Source organism: Thermocladium modestius, from assembly GCF_055398215.1.
Genome location: NZ_AP043731.1, coordinates 737,491 through 755,466 on the forward strand (window position 1 = coordinate 737,491; position 17,976 = coordinate 755,466).

The window sequence follows — 17,976 nt, forward strand, 5'->3', positions numbered from 1 at the left end:
GTAACTCATCGCTTGCACCACGAAGCCGCCTGGTGGATGGCTTGGCTCGGGCGCCGACGAAGGGCGCGGCAAGCTCGCGATAATCCCGGGGTAGGCGCATGCAGCCTTTGATCCCGGGGTTCCCTAATGGGGCTTCCTGCCGCGGTGAACCCGCGGCGTCCCGTAAGGGACGGGAACCCCCCGAACGGAAACATCTTAGTAGGGGGAGGAGGAGAAATCAACAGAGATCCCCTGAGTAGGGGCGACCGAAAGGGGGAGAGCCCAAACCAAATCCCCCCGGGATGACTGGGGGGAGATGTGGGGTAATGGGCTTGGGGCACCGCCTAAGCGGCCTAGCCGAAGTGGGCTGGAAGGCCCCACCGAAGAGGGTGACAGTCCCGTAGGTTAAAGGCCGTCGGCGGATTCCCAAGTTCCGGAGTACCATGCCTTGGTTTTGGCATGGGAAGTCGGGGGCCACTGGCCTCCAAGGCTAAATACGTCCCGAGACCGATAGCGTACAAGTACCGTGAGGGAACGCTGAAAAGCACCCCGGAAGGGGGGTGAAAAGAGCCTGAAACCAGGCGGTTAAAGGAGGGGCGGCCTCAAAGGATTCCTCGGTCCGAAGGAAACCAAGGCAACTTGGGAGTACGAGGGCTGGGGCCGGGGTCGCTCCTTACGTCTAGAAACACGGGCCAGGGAGTGCACGCTCGTGGCGAGTTTAAGGGGGTTAAGCCCCGTAAGGCGCAGGGAAACCGACTTGCCCGCAGCCGAGCAATCGGCGAGGGGCGGGGTCTTAATGGGCCTGGAGCCACGGGCGGGCGACCCGAAACCGAGCGATCTATCCCGGGGCAGGGCGAAGCGGGGTGAAAGCCCCGTGGAGGCCCGAAGGGGTTCTGACGTGCAAATCGTTCCTCTGACCCTGGGATAGGGGCAAAAGACCAATCAAGCTCGGTGATAGCTGGTTCCCCCCGAAGTGGATCTAAGTCCAGCCTCCCCAGAGGATGCCCGTGGGGTAGAGCACCGATCTAGGGCGCAGGGGCCGAAAGGCCCCGGCTCCGGGTCGAACTTCGAACTCACGGGCTCCGTAGAAGGGGGGAGACGGGTTTCCCGGGGGTAAGCTTGGGAACCGAGAGGGGAACAACCCAGACCGGGGTTAAGGCCCCTAAGCGCGGGCTAAGTGCTAATCCGGAAGGGAGTCTTCCGCCGAAGACGGCGGGGCCGTAGGCCCAGCAGCAGCCATCGGCTAAGAAGTGCGTAACAGCTTACCCGCTGAGGCGGGAGGCCCTTAAGATGTGCGGGGCTTAAGCCCGCCGCCGAGACCCCGGGCCGTGGATTATTGAATCCACGAGCGGTAGGGGGGCGTGGCCATGGGCTAGAAGCCGGGCCGTGAGGTCCGGTGGACCCGTGGCCAATGCGGATCCTGGCAGTAGTAGCAGCGTCTAGAGGGGTTAAATGCCCCTCCGCCGGTTGGGCAAGGGTTCCATGGCAACGTCAATCAGCCATGGGTTAGCCGGTCCTAAGGCAGAGCCCCACAGGCATCTGCCGAAAGGGAAACGGGTTAATAATCCCGTGCCGTGGGGATAGGTTTTGCGGCAACGCGTGCCCTGCTTCCGACGCCTCCGGATACGGCGAGCGGGACCGCCGTCCCGTTTAACCGCCGAAGACCGGGGAGCGGCGTAATGCCGAGAACCGGTTGAATGCGGGAATAGCCGGGCCTTGAGCCTGGTTCGCCCGATTCCGGGGGCCCATGAAAAGGAAGCAGGGAACGAGTCCCCACGCCCGTACCGAGAACCGACACAGGTGCCCTGGGCTAGAAACCCAAGGCGGCTCGGGTGACCCTGGGTTAGGGAACTCGGCAAATTGGCCCCGTAACTTCGGGAGAAGGGGTGCCTGCGGTCCTTGGCTTAAACCAGGGATCGCAGGTCGCAGTGGCCAGGGGGACCTGACTGTTTAACAAAAACATAGGTCCCCGCGAGCCCGTAAGGGTGAGTACGGGGGCTGAATCCTGGCCACTGGCGGTACGTTAAACCCGGGTACAACCGGGCTAAGCGCCGCTGAAGGCCGGGGGTAACTCTGACCCTCTTAAGGTAGCCAAATGCCTTGCCGGGTAAGTTCCGGCGTGCATGAATGGATCAACGAGGTCCCCACTGTCCCAACCCAGGTCCCGGCGAACCTGCCTCCAGGTGAACAGTCCTGGGACCCCCGATGGGGCGAGAAGACCCTATGGAGCTTCACTGCAGCCTGTCGTTGGGGTGGGGGAGGGAATGCATAGCGTAGGTAGGAGCATTGAAGCGCGGTCTCCGGGCCGCGCGGATGCGGCAATGAAACACTACCCATTTCCTCCTCTGCCCCTAACCTCCCCGTGGGGGACAGCGGCAGGTGGGCAGTTCGGCTGGGGCGGCACACCTCTGAAAAGATATCAGAGGTGCCCTAAGCTCGGCTCAGGTGGGTTAGAAACCCGCCGTGGAGGGTAAGGCCAAAAGCCGGGCTGACTGTACCCTCGATTGCTCGGGGTGCAGGCGGGAAACCGGGGCTTAACGAACGCTCATACCCCCTCCGGTGGGGGTTGGGCATGTCGGAAAAGTTACCCTAGGAGTAACCGGCTCGTCGCGGGTGAGAGTTCCCATCGACCCCGCGGTTTGGTACCCAGACGTCGTCTCTTCCCATCCTGGGAGTGCAGCAGCTCCCAAGGGTGCGGCTGCCCGCCGATCAAAGGGGAACGTGAGATGGGTTCAGACCGTCGTGAGACAGGTCGGTCTCTACCTGTCGGGGGTGCTGGCTGCCTGAGGGGGAGGTGCCCTCAGTACGAGAGGAACGGGGCGCCGCGGCCTCTAGTGTACCGGTTGTCCGGTAGGGCAGTGCCGGGCAGCCACGCCGTGGGGGATAACCGCTGAAGGCATCTAAGCGGGAAGCTCCCCCCGAAAATAGGCAGCCATCCGCTTCCGGGGCGGTTCCCCGCCTCGGGGGTGGGTAGGGTACCCGTAGAAGACGGGCTTGATGGGGCGGGGGTGTAACCCCCAAGGGTTTCCGAGGGGGGAGCCCGCCGCTCCCAATCACCCGGAGGTGCAGGCGATGGGCGTGTAAGCGGTTTGATTGTCGCCGGTGGTTGGATGAGTTTTTAAGGCCCTCCGCGCCGTGGTTCTTCGTGAGGGTCTGCGTTCTTTTCTCTGGGGGTAAGGACTCCGTCTTCGCGTTTCACTGGGCGGTTCTTCATGGTTTTCAGGTTGATTGCCTCATCACGTTTAAGCCGTCCCGCGTGGACTCGCCTTTGTTTCACGTCCCGATGCACGTGGCTCCACTGCTTGGCGGTGCCCTTGGGGTGCCCGTCAGGGTGGTGGAGGTGGGGGTGGGCGAGGATGAGGAGGGGGCCTTGGTTAGGGGGTTAATGGAGAGGGCTGGGGGGGTTGATGGCGTGGTGACTGGGGCGTTGCTCAGCGATTTTCAGCGAGTTAGGATAAACGCGGCCGCTGAGGCTCTGGGCTTGAGGGTGTACAGCCCTCTTTGGAGGAAGGATCAGGCCAGTTACTTGAGGTGGTTGGTGAGGAATGGGTTTCGATTCATGATAATATCCATAACGACCCTTGGAATACCTCCCCGCTTCCTGGGGAGGGTTTTGGGCGTGGGCGACGTGGAGGAGTTGATATCCCTCTCCAACAGGTTCGGCTTTAATCCGGCCTTTGAGGGGGGCGAGGCGGAAACGCTTGTGGTGGATGCCCCTCTCTACTCAAGTAGGTTGTGGGTGAGGGGGTTCCCGGTTAGGCTGGGCGAGTTCTCCTGGTCGTTCTCTATAGAGGAGGCTCGGCTGGAGCCCAAGGTTTAAATGCCGTCGCTCCCTGCTTGGATTTAATGGATGTGATCGATAAGTCCATGGAGGTCTTGCGGAGGTACCCGCTCTGCGATCACTGCCTGGGCAGGTTGTTCGCGTTGAGTGGTTATGGGTTGGAGAATTGGGAGAGGGGGAGGTCTATTAAGGACTTGATTCACATGGAGATGGTGGGCAGGGTTAGGCTGGGCGACGCGTCGGCGGCTTCGATGCTGCGGAGGCTCGCTGAGTCGGGCCACGGGCCCAGCGCGCGGTTCTTAATGGATAGGATGAGGGAGAACGTGGGGAGGGCCGAGTGCCCCGTCTGCGGTGGGTTGTTTAGGCTGGTGGATGAGGCGGCACGGGCCGTGGCTTCGGCCATGGAGGCCTGCGGCGTTGAGTTCTCCTCGTTCCAGGTGGGCACGACGCTTCCCAGGCAAGTGCTTGAGGCGGATTTCAGGCTGTCCATGGAGGCGGCCACGACTAGCTCCGAGTCTATAAAGAGGGAATTGAATAGATTGATAGGAAAGAGGGTTCAGGCGTTGACGGGCAAGGAGTTCAGCAGGTCGCCGGACGTGGTGGCCGTGGTGTCCCTCCCCAGCGTCTCCGTGTCGCTGCTGGTTATGCCGGTGTACGCCGCTGGCCACTACAGGAAGCTGCTTAGGGGGCCCATGCCGCTGGGGGAGGTGGCGGCAGCGGCGGGGGCTAAGTCAGCCATAATTCACTCCCCGTTGAGGGACGGCGATGCCAGGGTTTTGGGGGAGGAGCGGATGGTGCTTCAACTAAACTCTCCGCGGTCCCGATCCATACCGGGCCTCGGCTTAATTGGGTTCCTCGAGCTTATGGAGCTCTCGAGGGCGTCTAGGAGCGACGTGGAGGAGTTGAAGGGGGAGATAGACAGGGAGAGGACCTATAGGGGGTTGGTGTTGTTCAGGGAACCCCCGAGCGAGGACTCCCTCAGATCCGTGTCGGAGTTCATGGAGGGCAGGCGAGTCAAGCAGGGCAGGCGGTCTAAGCTAATCAAGTTCATGAGGCTCAAATCGCTGGGTGGGCGCGTGGCGGAGCTGTTGTTGAGGGGGGAGGGCGGCGTCAGCGTTGAGGGCCTAGTGGATGGTATAGGCGTGTCGCCATCCATAAGCGGCGTGCTTGGGGTCGGGGCCAAGCTGGTTCAATTGGATGTGCTGGACGCGTGACTTGACCTCCTCGTCCTTAAGGGTTTCCCTGGATTGGCTCGCTGATTCGCGATTCGCGCCTTCAAACTTCATTGCTGGTACCTACGCGCCCCCTCCATAGGTGACTTCAGACCTTACGCGCATCTTCACAGGTCATTCAGTCGGCTTGAACGGCCTCATCAACCTCAGAGTGGGTTCAAGTCATCATTAGGTCCCCCTCCCTCTACTCCCCTCTTTAAAAGCTCGCCCTCCCTATCAAGCAGCTTGCTCACCATGGGGGTCAGCGATGCATCGCCCAGCGAGTTCACTACCTTCTCCTCCAGGCTGTTTCCTGGAGCCACCATTACTTGGGCCAGTATCATGCCGAGCAGCCCCTCCCTGGTCAGGTTTATGCTCATTAAATCTAGGTTCTCCTTATCCACTATCCTCATGAATGCCGACGCTATTGCGGCGGCCTCGATCAAGCTGACGCCGAGCTCATCCGCCGTTCTCTCAATGGCTCCAGCGCAGCCTAGAGCGGCGCACGTCACTGTCCCCTTCAGGGTGGCCCTATACCTCACCCGCCGCCTCCCTCTTGCCTCCACCATGCCGCATTTAATCAATTTACGCAGGTGCCAATAGACGCTGCTCGGCGGCGCCCCAGCGTCCCTCAGCAGCTCGCTCCACGTGCGTTCGTTGATGGTTAACTCAAGCAGCTTGGCGGAGCATTTGTCCAGCATTGCCTGGACCAATCATCTGGGTTATTTATCTCAGCTCCACGTGCCTGGTTTCGTCGCTGGACAAGACATCAGCCGTTTTAAGGATGGGTGGCGAAGACAGGAGGGAACCCGCCTCCCAGCACGGGCTTTTCCCGGAGCCTTTCGGACTCTAGTACTCGGCGCCGCGGCGAGGCGTTTCACTTCCGGGTTCCGATGGGACCGGGTGGTTCCACCCCGCCTATGGCCGGGTTAGCGGGCTTGTATTTCCTTGGAGTTATCCCTTTTAAAGCATTTCCGCGATGTGGATAGATGCGTCATCACGGTTTATAAACCGGAGCGCTACTTAACCGAGATGCATAGAATCAATATAACGGTGGAATTCGGTAAGTCGGAGCGGGACGTGGAGATAGCCGTGAGTGGGTTGGTGTTGGTGCAGCGTGGCTCCCAGGGCCTCGATAATTACCAGCTGCAGCCCTATTTGGTGACCACGGGCAATTACGTGAAGATGATAAGCGAGACCCATGCCGGCGAGCTGGCATACGCGCTCTTGGTGAAGGATGAAGGCGAGCTGTACGTAACGGTCGCCAGCGATCACTCGGACAAGGAGGCGGAGAAATGCAACCTAGTGGCGGGGAAGCACATGTATCCCAAGGTAATAGCCAGAAGGGCTTGGCGATTGAGGGATGTTGAATCCAAGTGGGGCAGCGTGGAGCTGCGGAGCTGGGTCGAGCTGAACGGGGAGAAGAGGCAAGCAGCGTACCTTAAGGGGTCCGACTTCCCAAGCCCTGGCAGCGTCGTGTCTGCCATTGGGAGGACGATGAGCGACTTGAGGAATTTGGTCATAATAGTGAAGCCGCTCTTGCCTCCAGCCTCCATGCCCAGTTCATATAATGAGATAAGCATTGAGGACCCCACCGTTGGTAGATCGATTAATCACTACTATTGGGTGGAGTGATTACACCAGTTTCTATCCGTGGAGCCGGGTTAGGGAGCTTCGTTGCTTAAACCCTACTGCATTAAATAGCCACGCGGTTCTGTCAATTCATGAGCCTAGTGGAGAAATTCAGGAGAACCTTCATGAGGAGAGGAAGGGCTGTGGTGTTGGCGTATGACCATGGAATAGAACACGGCCCGACCGACTTCCTGGACAACGAGCGGAGCGCCGACCCGGCGTATATAATAGAGGTGGCCGTGAAGCTGGGCGTGGATGGCATAGTGCTGCAGAGAGGCTTGGCGGAGAAGTACTACTCAGGCCAGTTGCCGTTGATCCTTAAGCTGAACGGGAAGACAAGCCTATACCCGGGGGAGCCCATATCCGTCGCAAACTGCACCGTGGAGGAAGCCGTCAGCCTGGGGGCCAGCGCGGTGGGCTACACAATATACGCTGGAAGCGGGCTGGAGTACAAGATGTTCGAGGAATTGGCCAGGATAAAACACGACGCCGTTAAATTCGATGTTCCATTAGTGGTCTGGTCATACCCGCGGGGCAGCAAGGTCAAGGACGAGCAGTCCCCGGAGATAGTGGCGTACGCGGCAAGGGTGGCCCTGGAGCTTGGCGCTGATGCGATGAAGATAAAGTACACGGGGGATCCCAAGACATTTTCATGGGCGGTAAAGGTGGCGGGCAGGGTTCCCGTTCTAATGTCTGGAGGACCCAAGACCAAGACCGACGAGGAGTTCCTGAGGCAGGTGGAGGGCGTCGTGGCCGCCGGGGGCTCCGGCGTCGCCGTTGGGAGGAACGTGTGGCAGCGCCAGGATCCCTTCACCATAGGGGAATCAATAAAGAAGATAGTGTATGGGTGATTAAGCGTGAGGATAGCAATACTGACGGGAGGCGGGGATGCTCCCGGCCTTAACACTGCCGTGTATGAGTTCACCAAGTTAGCCGAGAAGAAGCACGAGGTCTACTTGGCCCTGCATGGATGGAGAGGAATGTTGGAGGGCGAGTTGGTGCGCGCCAAGTCAATCGACTTGCTTGGATCCGCGTTTGCGGGTGGCACGTTCATAAAGACGTCGAGGACAAATCCGTTCAAGGATGAGGAGAGGGCGAAGCGGTTGGCGGACACGATAAAGAGCAGGGGAATAGACGTAATAATAGCCATAGGCGGCGACGACACTCTGGGAGCTGCGGCCGAGGCTCAATCGCGTGGGTTGGCCAACGTCGTTGGGATTCCGAAGACCATCGATAATGACCTCCCGGAGACCGATTACACGCTTGGCTTCGACACCGCAGTGAACATAGCCACCACAGAGACGGAGTACGTAAAGACATCCAGCGTTTCCCACGAGAGGATAAGCGTGGTCGAGGTGATGGGGAGGGAGGCGGGTTGGATAGCCCTCTTCACGGGCTTGGCGACTGGGGCCGATGCGATTTTAATACCGGAGAAGCCCATTGAGACGGCCACGGTGGTGGAGAAGCTCAAGCGCGCGTACGGCGAGAAGAAGTACGCGTTGGCCGTCGTGTCGGAGGGAGTCAAGCAGGACGTGGGGGGGCCCGTGGATGAGTACGGCCACGCTAGGTTGGGCGGCGTCGGCAATGAATTGGCTGCAATAATAGAGAAGGAATTGGGGGTGGAGACCAGGGCCACCGTGCTGGGCCACACGATAAGGGGTTCTCCCCCCTCCGCATTCGATAGGGTGTTGGCCACCAGATTCGCAGCATCGGCGTTTGATGCAATGGAGGCGGGGGAGTTCGGCGTGATGGTCGCGTTGAAGGGCAATGATATAGCCGCGGTTCGTCTCAGCGACATAGCTCACAGGAACAAGCTGGTGTCGGGGAAGTGGCTTGAGCTCTTGGATAGGCACTGGTCTCTATAGGTTCGAAATGCTTAAATAACCCTCCGTCCAATATGCACGTTCCATAATGGCGAAGGGACTATATCATTATGTGGGGAGCCAATGGAGAAGAGCAAGAAATAGCATTATTTGGGAAGTTACCAGGGAGCGAATGTTGAAGTGGAGGCGGGAGCCCACTGTCTCCAGGGTGGATAGGCCGACCCGGCTTGATAAGGCTAGGAAGTACGGCTATAAGGCGAGGCCGGGCATAGTGATAGCTAGGGTAAGGGTGAGCAGGGGCTCCATGAATAGGGAGAGGCCCAGCAGCGGCAGGAGGCCTAAACGAATGGGAGTTTATGGATACACCACGTACAGAAGCGATCAATTAGTGGCGGAGGCCAGGGCCGCGCGTAGGTTCCCCAACATGGAGGTGATGGGTTCCTACTGGGTCGGGGAGGATGGCATCTATAAGTACTTCGAGGTGGTCCTGGCCGATAGGAGCTACACGGCATCGGTTGTAAGGCGGCGCAGGCTACTGCTCCGCAGGGAGCGGTTGATCGGAAAGGCAAGGCAGTGACGTTGATCCTGGGTGGCCAGGAACTACGTAGAATTCGACCTGCGGATCCACTCCCCGGAAATTGATAACGTCCTCTCCGGGCTTGGATACGTGGCTGCCGTATCGCCCAGGCCTGGAGGCCCTTGGAATCTATTGGTTCTAAGCAAGGTGAGCGCGGGGAGGGGGAGGTTGATGGAGGTGGTGGCGGTCAGGGCCCCGGATAGGTTCAGGCTGAATAAGTTGATATATAGAAGGGACATCGATGTAGTAACTATCGCCCCTGGCACCGCTGTGCCGAGCAGGGCTCAGATGCGTGCATTGGCCGATCAAGGAAAGGCGGTTGAGGTGGTGGTGGGGGAATTCATGAGATCAGATCCGAGGAGACTGCTTGAGATACTGGATTTGATGGAGGACTTCGTCGGCGCCTCACTGTTCTCGCAGGGGGCATCGACCATAGGCGAAATCAAGAATCCGCTCGACATTCTGAATTACCTGGACGCCATGACGGGCCGCCGCCGGCCCTGGGTGGACCCGCTGCTCAAGAATCCGCTTGACTACTTGGTCGACACAATGTATAGGAGGGGGGTTTGCCTTTAGCGCAATTTTTTTACCTCGCCAAGATAATGCCTCCGTGGATTGCGGGGATGAGTCGCGGAGAGCCGCCGAGGCTCTGGTCAATAGCAGCCACTCTATAGCGTTCACCGGTGCCGGCGTAAGCACGGAGAGTGGGATACCGGACTTCAGGGGACCCAATGGATTGTGGCGCCGCTTTGACCCGCGTATGGCCAGCGTTGAGTATTTTTTAGATGATCCGAGGGGATTCTGGGCATTCTACTCAGCTAGATTCAAGTTCATGCTTTCCGCCAAGCCCAATGCGGCTCACTTTGCCTTGGCGGAGCTCGAGAGGATGGGATTAATAAAGGCAGTGATAACTCAGAACGTGGATGGACTCCACTCGGCGGCTGGGAGCGTCAAGGTCATAGAGATACATGGATCGTCAAGGACGGTCCGGTGCTCCAGGTGCGGGGCTAGGGCGTCGTTTGAGGATGCACTTAGGTTGTATGAGGAAACGAGCGAACCGCCCCGCTGCTCGTGTGGTGGGATCTATAGGCCTGACGTGGTGTTGTTTGGGGAACCCGTGGTTAGGCTGGGGGAGGCGCTTGATGAAGCGAGGAGAAGCGATTTAGTGTTGGTGGTAGGGTCGTCCCTGACAGTCCATCCAGCCGCCGAAATACCATTGCTGGTTAAGGAGAGGGGCGGCTCGTTGCTGATCATAAACATGGAGCCCACGGAATACGATGATTTGGCCGATGTCGTCATCCACTGCCCCGCCGGGAAGGCCTTGGAATCCGTGTTGAGGAAATCGAAGGAAATCATTGAGTCGCGGCGACGGCCTGGGGAGCATTAAAAATAAAAATTCAAATCAATTCCGTGTTTTTGCATGATTGAATTCCTCGTGGACCTGCTAGTTCTGTTGATCACGTACGGCTTGATAGCGATGAGGGGGACTCGCTTCGGCGTCCCGCCTTGGACTGCAATGATGCTGGGCGCATCGCTGACGATCTTGACAGGCATAGTGCCGCCGAGCGCGGCCTTTTCGTCAATCAACCTAAACGTGCTGCTTTTCTTGATTTCCCTATTCACCATAGCATCCGCGTTGGAGGTGAGCGGGTTCTTCAGTTACGTGGCGTATAGGTTGTTGAGGAGCGGGGGAGGGATGAGCGGCTTGATCACGAGGATATTCCTATCATCTGCCTTCCTATCAATGGTTTTATCAAACGATGGGATAGCTGGAAGCATGGCCCCGGTGCTAGCATCCATGCGGAGCCAAGCCAATGTGGACTCCAAGCCTCTTCTCTACGCGTTGGCGTTCGGGGTTACCATAGGCAGCGTAGCAATGCCGATAGGCAATCCTCAAAATCTGCTGATAGCCCTCGATGCGGGGGTGGCGAAGCCGTTTCTAGCATTCATAGTATACCTACTTCCTCCCACCTTAATCAACATGGCATTGACGCCCTACGTGTTGGTGCGCATGTTTGGAGCCAATCATCGGGAGCCGCAGGTCGTCGCCTACGATCCCCCCTCGTACGATAAGAGGCTCGCGCATCTCGCCTTAATAATGCTGGCAGCACTGATAGTTATCTACATGGCGTCCGATCTGGTGCAGTTTCCGTCTTACGTGACGCCGGTCACGGCATCCATAGGTGCCGCCTCGCTCCTATACGTCTATTCGCCGAGGCGTAGGGATGTTGCCATGAATCTCGACTGGACCACGATCCTCTTCTTCATCGGCTTATTCATAGTGAGCGAGGGTGCCCTAAGATCTGGAGTGCTTCACGTGATGGCTAGGTACTTGCCTAGCCCGACTAATTTGATTGGAATATTCGTGGCCGGCATATTGATCAGTCAAGTTATAAGCAATGTCCCGATGGTCGCCATATACGTTCCATTAATGCAGGGATTGGGACTTGGCTCCACTAACGTGATTGATTGGATGGCGTTGGCGGCATCCAGCACAATTGCCGGTAACTTAACTATAATGGGGGCCGCCAGCAACGTAATAGCGAGCGAGGCATTCGAGAGGAGGGGTGGGGAGGGCTTTGGGTTCCTTGAGTTCATTAAATACGGAGCCCCGTTAACCGCAATTAATGTCGCCGTCTACTATGCTTGGTTGACATTCATGCCTAGGATAATTATCTAGTTTCATGTAGTGGATTCTCTGGTGGGGAATTACCTTGAGCATTACTCATTGTTGGCCGGAATGATTCGCGTGGTCCTTTATCGCCATCTCCAATTGCATTGGCCTTGCCGAGGGCGGCGTCCATCATGGATTGATTTTTCAGGGCGCGGTCCTCATCATGTAGGTCCAATTCGTTATTTAACTTAACAAAAAATTTATAGGCTTCAAATAACTGGGCTAATTATGATGGGTACTGGGTCGCTTGGTGAGACTAGATGGAATCGGGAACACACTCTAACCTTCCTCTCCGCCTCGCTTGGATTCTTGATGTGGGGATTCGTAACCACGATGGGAGTAGCATCCCTTTCCTGGTTTAAGGGAGAGATGCCGGCATACATGATACCGGTTTACCCAGCCATAGGTCCCCTGGTTCTTTTGATAGGCAATCAAGTAATGGGTAGGATAGCTGATTTAGTTGGCCGTAGAAGGGTTTTCGTGATAACCATGTCGCTTTACGCCGTTGGATTGCTTGGCATGGCGGTTGCCGGAAACCTGACTCAGTTCGTTGCGGCATACGTGTTGGCTGAATTCGGCGTGGGGGGCGAGGAACCAGCTTCATTAGCCGCCTTGACCGAGATAATGCCGGCCAATCATAGGGGCAAGGCACTGGTGCTGGCCACTAACTTCGACAACGTGGGCGCGGCCCTCGCGTCCGGTATAGTATTGGCGGCCGGTCTATACTCTATTGGGTTTGGAGAGGCGAGGATAATATTGGGCGCGGCCGGCGCCGCCGTGATTGGGGTGGCGGCCCTCGCTAGGCACTCAATGCCGGAATCGAGCAGGTGGTTGATGGCCAGGGAGAAGTCAATGGAGCCCGGCAAATCCACGCAAGCAACCGCTGGCCGCAGGATCCCGCTCTGGCTGAGATTATTGGTTTTGGGGGCGATCGGCATTTCCCAGATAGTTACTTATGGATTGATAGCGTTTTATCTAGCTTATTACTATTACACATCCATCATAACCATAAGCAGCATAATAATGATAGCAAACCTGGGCGCGGCGGCGGCTGGGCTAATAGGGTTTGCAATGGATAGGATAGGCCGTAAGGGATTCACGCTATTTTCGTACATAGGCGGCGCATTGAGCATGATACCAATAATATTTCTCTACAAATCCCTGGGAAGCTCTATTTTATTCTATGTTTTCCTATTCATCAATATGATGTTCAGCGAGTTCAGTTGGGCGGTTAGAACGATGTTGGAGCCGGAGCTTTTCAAGACAATTGATAGGGCAACATTTATAGGATTGGTGAGGGTAATTGCTTGGAGCGCCTACATATCATCGCTGTACCTCTCCTATTACTTGAGCGAGTATTACTACTTAGTGTTGAATTTGGCCTTCTACGTGCTCGGGGCTGCGGGCGCCATCACGTGGTTCATAGCTGGGATAGAAACTAAGGGAACCCCCTTAGAAAAACTTGAGGAGTCTCTGTGAGCAACTGTGAGCAAGAAGGAAAAATACATTGAAGGAGAGAACCCCATCGCCGGGATAGTCGCTTGACAATGCTTGGACGTGGTTTGGAGGACTTGGGGGGATCAATTGCTCGCTTGAAGTTAAATGTGGATCCCCTTTGGCCGTGCATGGGTTTTTCATCCATTGATGGGACTTGGGGCGTCGTGTAGGTAATAATAGAAAGAAGACCAGAAAATAAATTAAAGGAAAGGTTTCGATGATAGTCCATGATATATGAATACATTGCGATATTGATCGCTCTGGCGCTGGATTGGATCTATCCACGACACGAGGGGATCGCCTACATAATGCATCCAGTTCACGTGACCTACAGCATATCTCAATCTCTTTTCAAGCTAATGCCTCGCAGCAAGCTAATGGGCGTGGCCAATTGGTTTCTATCAGTGGTGCCCGTGGCCATGGCCTATATTGCGCCTATCATATTGCTCCAGCATTGGTGGATGGTGGCCTTGATTGCGGCCGCGATCGTATTGAAGACCACGTTCTCGTTAAGGCTTCTCATAGATACCGCAAAGGCATACTCGAGAGGCGGCAATTCAATGCGCTGTTATGCGCAGCAGTTGGTTAGGCGAAACGTGAATGAGTTGGATGACGCACATGTCAACTCTGCAGTCATTGAATCGCTGGCCGAGAGCTTAGTTGATGGTTTCTCTTCGCCCCTCCTCTATTCTGCGGTCTTCTGGGTTCCCGGCGCTATTGTTCAGAGGCTGGCCAATACCATGGATAGTTCCTTGGGGTACATGGATGAACCATACAGGGAAGTGGGGTGGTTCTCGGCCAAGGTGGATACCGCAATTAATTACTTGCCGGCCAGGATAACGGCCATCATAATACTGGCGGCGGCCATCATCTCCGGGAGAAGGCCCTCCATAAAAGCGTTTCTGGATTCCAGGAGGACAACGCCGAGCGTGAATGCGGGTTATCCCATGTCAGCCATGGCGGCCAGCCTAGGCGTTAGGCTTGAGAAGAGGGGGTCGTATGGGCTGGGAAACGGAAGGCTGCCCAATATGGATGATGTCAGGGCTGCCATTCGCATAACCGAGATCGCCGCCGTGATAATAATCATTATTGTGCTAGCCTTAACCATGCTGGTCTCCACCATCTATTGATTTTCAGGGTGGACCATCCAATGCCCAGCCGCTCCCTCTCACTTCGCTGGGCGAAGTGCCGTGTGTTTAAAACAGAGATGACCCGCCGAGAAGGGACAGCGCACGGCTCCCTCTCTATGAGTAACATTTATTAAGTCCGCGAGCGTCATTGGTATACGATGAGCTGGCGCGGTGGGTTGTTGATACTGCTGTTGGTCATAGTGGCTCTGATGGCGTATGAGCTGTTGATGGGAGTAGTGATCTCCAGGTCATTGATGATGGTAGGATTGATGGGAATACGGAGCAGAGGCAGGGGGCGGCGCGTGCAGTCAGTGAAGGAATTATTGAGACGGACGTGAATGCTTCCGCCGCGCTGGCGTCCCAGCCTTAAAGGATTAGGTGGTCGGCCTATATGGGATGGGGCTTCAACTTCATGGGTCGTTTTTGATTCCCTATAAAAATTATAAAGCCGGTTATCCGGTTTATTGCAATGCAAGTGATAATAGACGACCTGGATAAGAAAATCTTGGGCGAGCTGCAGAAGGACGGACGCACGCCTCTAGCCAAATTGGCTGATGTGGTGAAAAAGCCCAGGACCACCATAATGAACAGGGTTCAGAAATTGGAGGAGGGCGGGGTGATAAGGGGGTATAGGGCCGTGTTGAGTCCATACGTTCTGGGCTTCTCAATGCAGGCATATGTATTGATAACCGTGAGGAGATCCGCCGCAGGCGGTTCGAAGCCGTCCCAGGTTATGCTGGCGGAGAAGATAATACGAGACTGCGATAATGACGCGTACCTTCCTTGGGTCGAGGAGGCTAATGTGTTGACGGGGCAATACGATATAATGCTGAAAATATGGGTTAAGGATTTGAAGCAGTTGTCGTCGTTTCTTTTGAATTACCTTCCGACGAATCCGGACATAGTGAAGACGGAGACCATGATGGTGCTGGAGGAAGTGGCGATAGGCAGGGAGCGATTGATTCCTTTGGATAAGGTTAAGGAATGAACTGCGAAATCATATGTACATCCATACCCCATTTGCTGCCGCGCATAAGTTACCATCAACGTCCTTCACCTCTATGTAGACGAATGTCAAGTTCTTTCCCCTCTTCTTAACCCATGCTTCGGCATAGAAATCCTTGCTTATCGGCCTTATATATTCTATGTTTAAGGTTACCGTTACTTGGTTCTTTCCCTCATCATTTACGGTCATCACGGCGGCCCCTCCGGTTGCGTCTATCAATGTAGCTATTGCCCCGCCGTTAACTATGCCCCCCAGCCTGGTTATCTCCGTCCTGAATTTCATATATAGCTTAGCATAGCCGTTCCCCGCCTCCAAGGTCTTTACTTGCAACATTGATAGAAACGGATCCAGTTCCTCCACGTATTTCTTCATGGCTTCCTTAAGATCCATGAAGTCTCCCAGGCATTAGGGTTTAAATGCATTGATTTTTTCTCTACACATATAGAATAAAATGCATCTAAAAGAGCGTGCTCTCCAGGAATGCCTTCTCGTAATTCCCCATGGCAGCGGTCTCCACAACTTTGATTGACTCAACTACGCGTGTAGCATAGCTCCAATAATCGAAGTTGCGCAGCACAAGCTTGGCGCCGCTGATCGATGCATTGCCCAGAAAAATCACCCGCGAGCGAGGTATTAATCCTATGTATGCGGCGGAGTTGGGGTTCAAATGAGTCCCGAAGGAACCCGCTATGTAGACCGCGGCCAGATCGCTCTCCGCCACCCCAGCCAAGCGGAGCAGGGCCTTCCATGTAGACTGAATTGCTGCCTTGGCTTCCTGAAGCAACCTTATATCGCGCTGCGTCACCGTTACGCCATCTATGATTACGGCGGGCACGCCATTTATGGTTTCCACGAAGGGCCCTGGAATCAGTTTTCCGCTCCTGCTCATTGCTCCCAATTGAAGCAGCGCGGCTGCCAGGTCTATCAGTCCCGTGCCCGTTATTCCAATTGGGCTCTTATTGCCTATAGTCACTGCTCGTAATTTACCATCAATTACTTGCACCGCCTCTATGGCGCCATCCACCGCCCTCACCCCACTGGATATCCCCACCCCCTCTATCGCGCTGCCGGCTGGGGCCGATGCTGCCAATATTTTATCCCCAACCCTAAGCATTACCTCTGTATTGGTGCCTATATCTATCAATAACCTGGGGCCTCCCGGCCTATGCATGCCAGCGGCCAAAGCGTCGGCAACGGCGTCCCCTCCTATGAATCCGGCAACTGACGGCAATACCAGAACTGGGGCGGCTGGATTTATGGATAGCCCCACATCATCTGCGGCAAATATGGACGGCAGGCCAATGGATGGAATGTAGGGGCTTTGAACCAAGTTATTAATGCTTATTCCAAGGAATAACTGCGTCATTACCGTGTTGCCAGCCACAGCAGCGGCGGCTACGTCTAGAACGCTTGATCCAGCGTCATTTGCAAGCCGAGCTATCAATTCGTTTATTGCCTTGATTGTAATTGATCTCAGTTGTTCAGCAGCCCTTGCATCGCTCATCGCCGCAGCTGCCCTGCTTATTATATCCACTCCATATGTTACCTGGGGATTCTCGGTGACGCCGTATGCCGCTGTATCTCCGCTCCTCATATTCACCAAGTGAACCGCTATCTTTGTGGAGCCTATGTCTATTGCTGCGCCAAGCACATCCCCATCGCACCTAACATCTATCACATCGCCTTCAAACGATACCACGTTCACAGACCAACCGCAGTCCCTTAAGGCTTGAGGCATTTTCCTATACACCCATAAATGTCGAGGCCTCGAACCGCTTTCCCTCATCAAGTTAACATCATCCGGCACTTGATTCTCAAGCGTGGGTTGACTCAGCTTGGATTTAATCATCCTGACCGCGGGCTTCAGCGGAACAGTCGGCTCATACCCAATCGCCACGAAATTGCTTCCGCTTCGCCTCACCGGCTCCACATCGACTGACCCCCTCATTGCCCACGCCATGCAGGCCAGCCTCTCATCGTGGTCCAGGCCAGCCTCCCTTGGAGTTCGCGGATTCAAGTTATCGCTCCCCCTAATTACTTTAACGACGCACTTCCCGCACAGGCCCATGCCCCCGCACAACCCCTCAACCGGAATACCGGCCTCCCACAAGGCATCTATCAACCTAATCGGTCGGTCCCTAACCTTAACCTCAACCATTAAAACCCCGCTCGATGCCCTCCACATAAACCTGCGCTCGATTCCTCAACAAGATTAAGCCCCCTCATCTAGCAATGGCTTAACGTATAGCGGGGAGTCCTCTATGAAAACCAACGCTTTTCCTGGTACGGAGGTATTCTACTGCTAAGCGAACCACGAGTCTAAGCTGGATGTCCTCCACCAACAGCGAGAATGAGAGGGTTAGCCGCAGAAATCGGCGAATCGCCCCTAAGGGTGCCCCTTCATGACGGTGATGGGGGGATTATCGCGATGGGGTGATTGGAATCACCATATGTGATAGAGCCCCAGTTTTTCGTGGGTTTGGGTTGGCCGTGTTTATTTGGGATTTTTGGAGCGTCAGAGTCGAGATGAAAATTTATCGCTACTCTGACAGTCCAAATTTTGACGGAGACAACGCAGTCACATCCCCTGAATGCAGCCTTAACTTTTTGGGGTTTAAGGGGGCGAAAGTCCCCCTCCGTTAGGGAGGGGATGGATGGCCTCTCAT

At 55.8% G+C, this 17,976-nt stretch carries 16 protein-coding genes and 2 rRNA genes; 14 read left to right on the forward strand and 4 right to left on the reverse strand.

Annotation, left to right across the window (positions count from 1 at the left end; translation table 11 throughout):
• Nucleotides 1-8 precede the first annotated feature (8 nt).
• The 3 genes from ACZ5ZS_RS03715 to ACZ5ZS_RS03725 all read left to right on the forward strand — a co-directional run bounded on the left by ACZ5ZS_RS03715 (nt 9) and on the right by ACZ5ZS_RS03725 (nt 4,974).
• Nucleotides 9-3,052 (forward strand): 23S ribosomal RNA (locus tag ACZ5ZS_RS03715).
• Between the two features lie 72 nt (nt 3,053-3,124).
• Nucleotides 3,125-3,799 (forward strand): diphthine--ammonia ligase, encoded by a 675-nt coding sequence (locus ACZ5ZS_RS03720; RefSeq protein WP_188597020.1) that lies wholly within the window; start codon nt 3,125-3,127, stop codon nt 3,797-3,799.
• Nucleotides 3,800-3,825: 26 nt separating this feature from the next.
• Nucleotides 3,826-4,974: a tRNA pseudouridine(55) synthase gene (locus ACZ5ZS_RS03725; RefSeq protein ID WP_188597021.1), complete on the forward strand. Its 1,149-nt coding sequence runs from the start codon at nt 3,826-3,828 to the stop codon at nt 4,972-4,974.
• Between the two features lie 164 nt (nt 4,975-5,138).
• Here ACZ5ZS_RS03725 and ACZ5ZS_RS03730 read toward each other — a convergent pair whose 3' ends face one another.
• Nucleotides 5,139-5,672, reverse strand: coding sequence for a winged helix-turn-helix domain-containing protein (locus ACZ5ZS_RS03730; RefSeq protein ID WP_188597022.1), 534 nt, complete (start codon nt 5,670-5,672; stop codon nt 5,139-5,141).
• Between the two features lie 110 nt (nt 5,673-5,782).
• Nucleotides 5,783-5,903, reverse strand: a 5S ribosomal RNA gene (gene rrf, locus ACZ5ZS_RS03735).
• 100 nt (nt 5,904-6,003) lie between these two features.
• On the opposite strand from rrf, the gene ACZ5ZS_RS03740 reads away from it, so the two are divergent.
• The 11 genes from ACZ5ZS_RS03740 (at nt 6,004) to ACZ5ZS_RS03790 (ending at nt 15,292) form a co-directional block, all read left to right on the forward strand.
• Nucleotides 6,004-6,606: a DUF2848 family protein gene (locus ACZ5ZS_RS03740; RefSeq protein ID WP_188597023.1), complete on the forward strand. Its 603-nt coding sequence runs from the start codon at nt 6,004-6,006 to the stop codon at nt 6,604-6,606.
• An 89-nt stretch (nt 6,607-6,695) separates the two neighbouring features.
• Nucleotides 6,696-7,454: a class I fructose-bisphosphate aldolase gene (locus ACZ5ZS_RS03745; RefSeq protein ID WP_188597024.1), complete on the forward strand. Its 759-nt coding sequence runs from the start codon at nt 6,696-6,698 to the stop codon at nt 7,452-7,454.
• 6 nt (nt 7,455-7,460) lie between these two features.
• Nucleotides 7,461-8,468 carry a 6-phosphofructokinase gene (locus ACZ5ZS_RS03750; RefSeq protein ID WP_188597025.1) on the forward strand — a complete coding sequence of 336 codons (1,008 nt, stop codon included), beginning with the start codon at nt 7,461-7,463 and terminating at the stop codon, nt 8,466-8,468.
• Between the two features lie 46 nt (nt 8,469-8,514).
• The gene (locus ACZ5ZS_RS03755; protein WP_188597026.1) at nt 8,515-9,003 is read left to right on the forward strand and encodes a 50S ribosomal protein L15e; all 489 of its coding nucleotides are present in this window, start codon (nt 8,515-8,517) and stop codon (nt 9,001-9,003) included.
• Nucleotides 9,004-9,015: 12 nt separating this feature from the next.
• Nucleotides 9,016-9,579: an eS24 family ribosomal protein gene (locus tag ACZ5ZS_RS03760; protein WP_188597027.1), complete on the forward strand. Its 564-nt coding sequence runs from the start codon at nt 9,016-9,018 to the stop codon at nt 9,577-9,579.
• Between the two features lie 34 nt (nt 9,580-9,613).
• Nucleotides 9,614-10,390, forward strand: coding sequence for an NAD-dependent protein deacetylase (cobB, locus tag ACZ5ZS_RS03765; protein WP_229657754.1), 777 nt, complete (start codon nt 9,614-9,616; stop codon nt 10,388-10,390).
• Between the two features lie 33 nt (nt 10,391-10,423).
• Nucleotides 10,424-11,683: an ArsB/NhaD family transporter gene (locus tag ACZ5ZS_RS03770; protein ID WP_188597028.1), complete on the forward strand. Its 1,260-nt coding sequence runs from the start codon at nt 10,424-10,426 to the stop codon at nt 11,681-11,683.
• 222 nt (nt 11,684-11,905) lie between these two features.
• The gene (locus ACZ5ZS_RS03775) at nt 11,906-13,156 is read left to right on the forward strand and encodes an MFS transporter (protein WP_188597029.1); all 1,251 of its coding nucleotides are present in this window, start codon (nt 11,906-11,908) and stop codon (nt 13,154-13,156) included.
• Between the two features lie 245 nt (nt 13,157-13,401).
• Nucleotides 13,402-14,304, forward strand: coding sequence for a cobalamin biosynthesis protein (locus tag ACZ5ZS_RS03780; RefSeq protein WP_188597030.1), 903 nt, complete (start codon nt 13,402-13,404; stop codon nt 14,302-14,304).
• Nucleotides 14,305-14,462: 158 nt separating this feature from the next.
• Nucleotides 14,463-14,642, forward strand: a complete 180-nt coding sequence (locus ACZ5ZS_RS03785; protein WP_188597031.1) for a hypothetical protein — start codon at nt 14,463-14,465, stop codon at nt 14,640-14,642.
• Nucleotides 14,643-14,773: 131 nt separating this feature from the next.
• Nucleotides 14,774-15,292, forward strand: a complete 519-nt coding sequence (locus ACZ5ZS_RS03790) for an Lrp/AsnC family transcriptional regulator (protein ID WP_229657755.1) — start codon at nt 14,774-14,776, stop codon at nt 15,290-15,292.
• A gap of 9 nt (nt 15,293-15,301) precedes the next feature.
• Here the strand turns inward: ACZ5ZS_RS03790 and ACZ5ZS_RS03795 are convergent, their stop codons facing one another.
• Together ACZ5ZS_RS03795 and ACZ5ZS_RS03800 are read right to left on the reverse strand one after the other, a co-directional pair.
• Nucleotides 15,302-15,700 (reverse strand): PaaI family thioesterase, encoded by a 399-nt coding sequence (locus tag ACZ5ZS_RS03795; protein ID WP_188597032.1) that lies wholly within the window; start codon nt 15,698-15,700, stop codon nt 15,302-15,304.
• 67 nt (nt 15,701-15,767) lie between these two features.
• Nucleotides 15,768-17,468 (reverse strand): ASKHA domain-containing protein, encoded by a 1,701-nt coding sequence (locus ACZ5ZS_RS03800; protein WP_188597033.1) that lies wholly within the window; start codon nt 17,466-17,468, stop codon nt 15,768-15,770.
• Nucleotides 17,469-17,976: the final 508 nt, after the last annotated feature.

Bases quoted from the DNA above. Each gene is read 5' to 3' on its own strand.
- ACZ5ZS_RS03770 (WP_188597028.1), top strand. From the start codon at position 10,424: ATGATTGAATTCCTCGTGGACCTGCTAGTTCTGTTGATCACGTACGGC.
- ACZ5ZS_RS03790 (WP_229657755.1), top strand. From the start codon at position 14,774: ATGCAAGTGATAATAGACGACCTGGATAAGAAAATCTTGGGCGAGCTG.
- ACZ5ZS_RS03785 (WP_188597031.1), top strand. From the start codon at position 14,463: ATGAGCTGGCGCGGTGGGTTGTTGATACTGCTGTTGGTCATAGTGGCT.
- ACZ5ZS_RS03725 (WP_188597021.1), top strand. From the start codon at position 3,826: ATGGATGTGATCGATAAGTCCATGGAGGTCTTGCGGAGGTACCCGCTC.
- ACZ5ZS_RS03780 (WP_188597030.1), top strand. From the start codon at position 13,402: ATGATATATGAATACATTGCGATATTGATCGCTCTGGCGCTGGATTGG.
- ACZ5ZS_RS03755 (WP_188597026.1), top strand. From the start codon at position 8,515: ATGGCGAAGGGACTATATCATTATGTGGGGAGCCAATGGAGAAGAGCA.
- ACZ5ZS_RS03775 (WP_188597029.1), top strand. From the start codon at position 11,906: ATGATGGGTACTGGGTCGCTTGGTGAGACTAGATGGAATCGGGAACAC.
- ACZ5ZS_RS03745 (WP_188597024.1), top strand. From the start codon at position 6,696: ATGAGCCTAGTGGAGAAATTCAGGAGAACCTTCATGAGGAGAGGAAGG.
- ACZ5ZS_RS03740 (WP_188597023.1), top strand. From the start codon at position 6,004: ATGCATAGAATCAATATAACGGTGGAATTCGGTAAGTCGGAGCGGGAC.
- ACZ5ZS_RS03730 (WP_188597022.1), bottom strand. From the start codon at position 5,672: ATGCTGGACAAATGCTCCGCCAAGCTGCTTGAGTTAACCATCAACGAA.
- ACZ5ZS_RS03800 (WP_188597033.1), bottom strand. From the start codon at position 17,468: ATGGTTGAGGTTAAGGTTAGGGACCGACCGATTAGGTTGATAGATGCC.
- ACZ5ZS_RS03795 (WP_188597032.1), bottom strand. From the start codon at position 15,700: ATGGATCTTAAGGAAGCCATGAAGAAATACGTGGAGGAACTGGATCCG.